The sequence below is a fragment of the uncultured Methanobrevibacter sp. genome (assembly GCF_937906425.1).
Classification (GTDB): Archaea; Methanobacteriota; Methanobacteria; order Methanobacteriales; family Methanobacteriaceae; genus Methanobrevibacter.
Genome location: NZ_CALCYR010000141.1, coordinates 1 through 7,415 on the forward strand (window position 1 = coordinate 1; position 7,415 = coordinate 7,415).

The 7,415-nt window shown below is 30.7% G+C and carries 9 protein-coding genes; all 9 read right to left on the bottom strand.

Translation table 11 applies throughout. The features are described from left to right. Positions 1-96: 96 nt before the first annotated feature. The 9 genes from Q0138_RS03980 to Q0138_RS04020 all read right to left on the bottom strand — a co-directional run bounded on the left by Q0138_RS03980 (position 97) and on the right by Q0138_RS04020 (position 7,322). Positions 97-849 (bottom strand): zinc ribbon domain-containing protein, encoded by a 753-nt coding sequence (locus Q0138_RS03980; protein ID WP_297981228.1) that lies wholly within the window; start codon positions 847-849, stop codon positions 97-99. A gap of 70 nt (positions 850-919) precedes the next feature. Continuing rightward, positions 920-1,639, bottom strand: coding sequence for an alpha/beta hydrolase (locus tag Q0138_RS03985; protein WP_297981231.1), 720 nt, complete (start codon positions 1,637-1,639; stop codon positions 920-922). Between the two features lie 147 nt (positions 1,640-1,786). Further along, the gene (locus Q0138_RS03990) at positions 1,787-2,137 is read right to left on the bottom strand and encodes a zinc ribbon domain-containing protein (protein WP_297981233.1); all 351 of its coding nucleotides are present in this window, start codon (positions 2,135-2,137) and stop codon (positions 1,787-1,789) included. 307 nt (positions 2,138-2,444) lie between these two features. Further along, positions 2,445-3,104: a zinc ribbon domain-containing protein gene (locus tag Q0138_RS03995; protein WP_297981236.1), complete on the bottom strand. Its 660-nt coding sequence runs from the start codon at positions 3,102-3,104 to the stop codon at positions 2,445-2,447. Positions 3,105-3,511: 407 nt separating this feature from the next. Beyond that, positions 3,512-3,820, bottom strand: a complete 309-nt coding sequence (gene rpl12p / locus Q0138_RS04000) for a 50S ribosomal protein P1 (protein WP_297981239.1) — start codon at positions 3,818-3,820, stop codon at positions 3,512-3,514. Positions 3,821-3,965: 145 nt separating this feature from the next. Continuing rightward, positions 3,966-4,976, bottom strand: a complete 1,011-nt coding sequence (locus Q0138_RS04005; RefSeq protein ID WP_297981242.1) for a 50S ribosomal protein L10 — start codon at positions 4,974-4,976, stop codon at positions 3,966-3,968. 1 nt (position 4,977) lies between these two features. Next, a complete protein-coding gene (locus Q0138_RS04010) occupies positions 4,978-5,616 on the bottom strand; it encodes a 50S ribosomal protein L1 (protein ID WP_297981244.1) in 639 nt (212 codons plus the stop codon). Between the two features lie 732 nt (positions 5,617-6,348). Beyond that, positions 6,349-6,831, bottom strand: a complete 483-nt coding sequence (locus tag Q0138_RS04015; protein WP_297981247.1) for a 50S ribosomal protein L11 — start codon at positions 6,829-6,831, stop codon at positions 6,349-6,351. Then, the gene (locus tag Q0138_RS04020) at positions 6,831-7,322 is read right to left on the bottom strand and encodes a transcription elongation factor Spt5 (RefSeq protein ID WP_297981250.1); all 492 of its coding nucleotides are present in this window, start codon (positions 7,320-7,322) and stop codon (positions 6,831-6,833) included. The genes Q0138_RS04015 and Q0138_RS04020 overlap by 1 nt, the downstream gene beginning before the upstream one ends. Positions 7,323-7,415 lie beyond the last annotated feature (93 nt).

The window sequence follows — 7,415 nt, forward strand, 5'->3', positions numbered from 1 at the left end:
AAAAATAGTAAAAATAGTAAAAATAGTAAAAATAGTAAAAATAGTAAAAAAAGAATTGAAAGATTTAGCCAATTAAGACAGCTTAAAAAACTAAATCTAAACGTATTCGGTTGAACCTTTAACAGTTCTTGCGTCCAAACCTTCAGCTTCACAGTAGGGACATAAGTTGTCTGAACCTACAGCAACCCTACCGTGAGTTGTACAGTATCTGGTTTTAGTTGTTCCATCCCCTGCACCTTGGTCTGATGCTTCAACATGTTCAGTGTTTGAAGTGTCTGCAGTTCTATCGGTTAAATCGGCAAGATATTTGAATCTGCTAATTTCACTACCTGTCAAGACCCCGTCATTATTGGCATCAGCTTCATCAAAGGTATTTCGAATAACGGTGTTTGATGCGCCGCTTAAATATGAACTGGCCTCATCATAGCCCATTTCATTACTGGAAGAACTGGATGAGGGGGAAGATGAACTGGAAGATGATGAATCATCATCACTTTGATCTACTTCACTATCTGCATCATCTGCAAGAACTTCAGAATCATCAGAACCGTTTGAATTCAACATCAAGAATGCACCTGCAACAAGTGCAACACAGATAATTGCAGTTATACAAATGATTAATGTGTTTTTGTTTGAACTGGAGGAGTTAGTTGCAGCACCCCTGCTTTGAGCAGTGTTTGGAGAACTTCTTTCCCTTACATTATTAATATTTTCACTATGAACATTATTGTTTAATCTTTCAGATTTAGTCACTGAATCTTTAATTGGTCCAGAAGCTAATGGAGCACCACAATTTTTACAAAATTTAGCACTATCTGAGTTTTCTGCACCACAATCACGACAATACACCTTTTATCACTTCCTTCTCAACACAGAATAATTAATTAAAATTATTTTTTAAATAAACCTAAAAACTTGTCTAAAATTCACCGATAAAATCAAGAACATAATTTACACTTTGATTTACCTGACTTTCTGAAGAAATCTGAGCCAATCCATCCCCTGATTGATTTCCATAGGATGCAAATTGGGCATGATTTCCTCCATCAATAATCCTTTCTGTAAAATTATCACTTAAGTTTTTAGAACTTTCATATGATTGCCTATTTAAAACCTTGTCATTGGATCCATAGATGGACAATACAGACAAATCATCCAAATCTTCTGTAGGATAGGATGCAAAGAGTATTAAACCTTTCAAACCATCATGATTTGCTGCATAAGAGGCTGCCATGGCCCCACCTAATGAATGACCTGAAATATACCAATTGGAATAGGAATAAGTGGAATTATCCAATACATCATCTGCCTCGTTTTGACCTAAAAATGCTAGATTAAAAGGCATTTCCATCAAGAAGCAGTCCACTCCACAACTAGAGAGCTCAGAAAGCATAGGCAAATATGCAGTAGATTCTATCTTGGCACCGGGATAGAATATCAGTGCAGTTTCATTTCCAGGACCATCCAGAAATAGACCGTCATCAATTTCAATGACTGAAACATTATCGCTTCCATTTAAATAAGCATCAACACTTTCATCAGCATGATAAAAATCATTAATGTAATAAATTCCAAATGCACCAACAATAATTATTAGTGCCAAAATAATGTATAAAACTATTTTTAACTTTTTATTCATTAAAATAACACCTTAAAATAATTATCAATAAATAATAATCATAAATAATAGATAAAAATAATTTAAATAGTAAATTTTAATTAAAAAATACAATGATTATCTGAATAAGACCAAAAAGGTAACAATTTTACTTAAAAAAGACAACAATCATCTGAATAAGACCAAAAAGGTAACAATAATTCCAAGAATCATGATTGCCATTTGAATATAAGCATGTTTTCGAATATTCGGATCTTTACTATTTAACATAAAACCTGGGAAAAAGAGTCCAATAAAACCAATAAATCCGTATGAACCAAATAGGAAACTGAGTAGGAAACTGCCCCAACCAAATAGAATAGCTATTATATAACCTATAATAATTAATTTTTTTGTATCAAAGTTCGGATAGATTTCCAAATCCTCATTAATTGTTTCTCTCCTAATTAAAGGATTTCCACAGTCATGACAAAACTTATAATCATCAGGATTTTCACATCCGCAAAAAGGACATATCATAATATTCCCCCAGAAAATTATCTATAATTAAAATTCTAACATAATGATATTTATAATTAATGAAATGAAATGAAAATTAAAATCAAAAGTTGAATAATTATTTAAAAATGAAATTAAAAGATTATTAAAAAAATAAATATTAGAATAATAAGTCATTAAAATAATTAAAATAATTAAAATAATTAAAATAAGAAAAAATAATTAAAATAATTAAAATAAGAATAAAAAAAGATAAAAAACAAGATTAAAATAAAAAAAATAAGTAAAAATTAGTTAAAATAAAAAAATAAGAAAAATTAGTCTTTAATTAAAAAGTCTGAGTACCATAAGTAGCTGCCATTGAAACACTTTGAGTGTCTAAAACATTACCATTGGAGTCATAGATCTTAATTAAAGCATGATCAGGATAATAGTCAAAAGCGTCTGCACTTGCAACGGAAATATAACCATCACTTGTGACAGTTTTAGGAACTATTTTGCCTTGATTTAAATTAGAACCAGCATAACTGTATAAAACACTTATTTTAACACTATCACCAGCATATTCATCACCGACATATACTGTACAATATGTTTTATCAGACATTTCCGTACCTGTAGAAAAACTTCCACTAAGTATCTGCATCTGGCTCTTCTCTTCAACAACTGTTGAACTTTCATCAACGGTATCAGTATCTACAGAATCATCCACACTATCATCACTTGACATGGAATCCTCACTAAGATAATCATCAGAGTCACTGTTTCCAGATGACATGTATATTAAGGCACCGGCAACAAGCACAGCGATTATGATAATTGTTAAGCAGATAATCAATAAATTTTTATTATCATCAGATTTTGCTGGAGGGTTATTTGCAGCAGCGGAAAATGACTGGCTAGTATTTTCTGAAACTAGTTTCCTACCACACTTTTTACAAAATTTAGCACCGCTTGAATTAAGCTCTCCACAATCAGGACAAATCATATCTTCACCTCCCCTTATTCTAAATAATAATTTATCAATGAAAACTTATATATCTTTTGAAAAGACTTTTGAAAATTTAAAAGTTTCATAAAAATGAAATCAAAAAGTTTCATAAAAAATCAATGCAAAAAAAAGTTAAAAATAGTTAAAAAGAATTTAAAAATTAATAAAATAAGTAAAAATAAATAAAAATGGTTAAAAAGAATTTAAAAATTAATAAATTAATAAAATTAGTAAAAAATAGTAAAAAATGGTTAAAAATAGTAAAAAATAGAAAAAAATAGAAAAAAATAGTAAAAAATAGTAAAAAATAGTTAAAAATAGTCAAAATTGTTATAAATTAATAAAAAATAGTAAAAAAGTATTACTAAAGGTTTGAAAAAAAGAAAATAAAGGATAGAAAGAATCTATCCGAATAAAGCACCTAAACCAGCTGCTGCTTCTTCTTCAGCTGCTTCTTCGTCTTCTTCTTCTTCCTCTTCTTCTTCCTCTTCGACTGCTGCTTCAGCTACAGGAGCTGCTGCTGCAGGAGCTGCTGCCATAGCAGTGGTTTCCATAGCTTCTTCAATATCAACATCTTCTAATGCTGCGATTAAAGCTTTTACTCTAGAATCATCTACATCAGCGCCAGCTGCTTCTAAGATTTTAGTTACATTTTCTTCATTAATATCTTGTTCTGTGGTGTGCAAAATCATTGCCGCATATATATATTCCATGTTATCACCGTTTATTTTATTATAATAAATTTATTTTCTTTTTAAATAATTCAATACACATATTTTTGCGAAATATCGAATTTTAAATCCTGTAAATAAATAAGACAGGTATTAAAACAATAAAGTATAAATTTTGAGTTCAAAACTAACCGAACAAAGCACCTAAGCCTGCTGCAGCAGTTTCTTCACCATCATCTTCCTCTTCTTCTTCAACTTCTTCTTCTACTTCTTCTTCAGCTGCTTCAGCAACAGGAGCTGCAGCAACAGCAACATTTGCTAATTTATCAGCTAATTCAGAATCAATAGCATCAGAACTTAATTCACCAGCTAAAGCTAACATCTTAGCGTTTGCAAGTGCAATTAACATATCAGAAGTTTTGTCAGTTAAGATAGCCGCTTCAATACCAACATTGTAAGCTTTGGAATGAGCAGTACCAATGATAGTGGAAATAGTTTCTTTAGTTGGGTAAGCAGTAAATACAGATAAATTGAAAGCTCTGGTAAATGCACTTTGAATATTTGCAAGAGTTTCTTCTTCATCAATAGCTAATACATCTGCTTCAAAGATGGATCCTTCTTCGTATACAGCTTTTAAGTCCATACCTACTTCCATAGGTTTGATATCCAATCTGGTTAATGCAGCTGCAACGTTTTTAGGAACTTCTTCACCAGCTTCTACAACAACAGTATCTTTGGAAACTACGATTTTACCTTTGTCGATTCTAGCAGGAACACCTATTTGTTGTAATTCACCGAGGAACGGACCTGGTGGGAAACCAGTATCTCCAGCAGGTACAACAATATCATCAGAAGCAATAGAACCAGCCTTTGCAGGAGCAGAAGTTTTACTGTCTTCTAATATTTTGTACAAACTGAAAGGATTCATGTCGGTACAAACAAGTGCAGGTTGTCCTTCCATATAATCGGAAAGCCCTGTAATATTAGCTTTCTCATCATCACAATCTTCTAAAGCTAATTTCATAAGGTTGATTTTGGATAATCTGATAGTTGCTTTTCCTACTAAGGTTTTTCTCATTTCTTGTAATTGTCTAGCAGGAATGTTTAATAAGTTTACAATACCTACAACTTCAGAAGAATCAATTAAACCTTTTAATTCATTAACTTCTTCCTTTTTCCATTCAGCAACGTGAGCCATCTTAAATCACCCTCACTACTGAACCCATAGTCGCTTTAATATACATGGATTTTATTTGGTTTCTTCCTTTTTCTAAATTGCGGTCTAAGATTGCAAGAACAGCTTCAATATTTTCAGCTAACTTCTCGTCGTCCATGTCTTGGGTTCCAACTAAGATTTGAATAGAAGGTTGTTGTTTTACACCTACTTTAATGGTAGATTGTACTCTTTCGAGTAAAGGTTCAATTTTAGCACTGGATGGCACTGGTTTAGGCATTTTGTTACGAGGACCAAGTATAGGACCTAAGAATCTACCTACAAGTGGCATCATATCAGCTTGTGCGATAAATGAATCTACAGAATTTACTATTTTTTTAGCAGCTTTTCTGTCTTTACCAAATTCTTGTAAATCTTCTTTGGAAATCACAAGATCTACACCAGCGTTTTTAGCGGAAAGAGCTAATTCACCGTCAGCAATTACACCGATTTTAATATCTTTGCCACGGCCATTTGGAAGAGCTACTTCTTCACTAAATCTGTTTTCTGGTTTTCTGACATCTAAATCCTTGAGGTTAATAATAACATCAATGGATTGAGTGAAGTTTCTCGGCTTAGCTTGTTCTTTTGCCTCCTTCACCGCATCAATAATCTCTTGTGTCATATAAATCCTCCATGAACATTTGTTCATTGGACATTTTTTTAATTTACGAGAAATCTTCAAATTTAATTAATAACAAAATCTTAAGGAATTATATAATTTTTATAAGAATAATATTTAATTTTTTGAATCAAATTCATAATCAAATTACAAATCATTCATAAAAACAATTCATAAATCATCCATTAAACAATTCATAATCATTCATAAGAACAATTCATAAATCATTCATTGAATCAAATTCATAAATTAAATTTTAATAAAAATCAAAATTCAAATTAATTTAAAACTAAATTAATAAAATTAAGAATTAATAAATCATTAGATTCCTAAAAGCTTATATCCATCATGATTTAGACATTCTAGAACAAGTAAAACGTCCGCACCATAATTTCATCTATAATTTAAAGTGAATTAATATCTTTTATCATAAATAGCTAATTGCTAATTAATCACTTAAAAGAATATATAATCTTAAATAAAGTATTAAATGATCTTAAGCATTTAAAATTCGGATCAAAGATTTAAATTAATAAATTAATATAAATTAAATAAAATAAATTAAGTAAAATAAATTAAGTAAAATAAATTAAGTAAAATAAATTAACTAAAATAAATTAACTAAAATAAATTAACTAAAATAAATTAAAAAATTTATTATTTATTAAATTAAATAATGAAGAATTTTAAAAAACTAAATGGATTAACATTGTAAGCAAAATGACAATAGAATATCTATTCTACTAAAATGTCATCATACTCTCCAGCATCAACTGCTTTTTGAGCTTCTCTTGGGTCTTTACCGTCAACGGTAATTCCCATACTTACACAAGTACCCATAACTTCCTTAGCACCATGCTTGTAGTCGTTTGCAAGTAATGAATCAAATTTCATTCTAGCAATTTTTAAAGCTTGTTCCACTGACAAGTCAGCAACGACTTCAGCACCAGGTTCATGAGCACCCTTATCAATGCCAAGTTCATCCATAATAAGAGCAGTTGTTGGAGGAGTACCAATTTCAATTTCAAAGTCACGAGTGTCACTGTCTACAATAACTCTAACAGGCACTTTCATTCCTTTGAAGTCAGCACTCTTTTTATTGATTTCTTCAACTACTTGCATCATATTAATACCAAGTGGACCAATTGCAGGACCTAATGGAGGTCCAGGAGTAGCTGTTCCACCTTCAATAAGAACTTCAACAGTTTCTTTAGCCATTAGTCAGCCTCCTTTTTAATAATTCTAATTTGATCAGCTTTAACAGTAACAGGAATCGGAACTGCTGCTTCGATTAACTCGAGAACTACTTCTTCACGAGATTCATCTAAACGGACAACTTTTGATTTTTCTCCTTTGAAAGGACCTGAAACAAGTTCGACAATACTTCCTTTTTGAATAGAGGAAATAATTGGTTGTGGCTTTAAGAATTTTTTAACTTCTTCCATGGTTATTTGGCTATCTGGATTAATGGTTCCATCCCTATTGGCACCTACAATACCTCTTAAATGACGAACTTTCATATCAGGGTTTTTCATATCAAGATTGGTTGCAGATTCAACTATAATATAACCTTTTAAAGATTCCGGCACCACAATTGATTTAATATCTACGCCAGGTTTATCCGCTTTCATTCTTAACAGCATAGCAACATTTCTTTCTTGACCTGCTGATGTTTTAAGAGCAAATATGGAATTTTTATGATCTTCCATTTAAATTCACCTATATAATTAATATTTAGATTATTAATAAATTTATAGATTAAATTGATTGATATAAAGTAAAATTTTATTATTCTTCTTTAA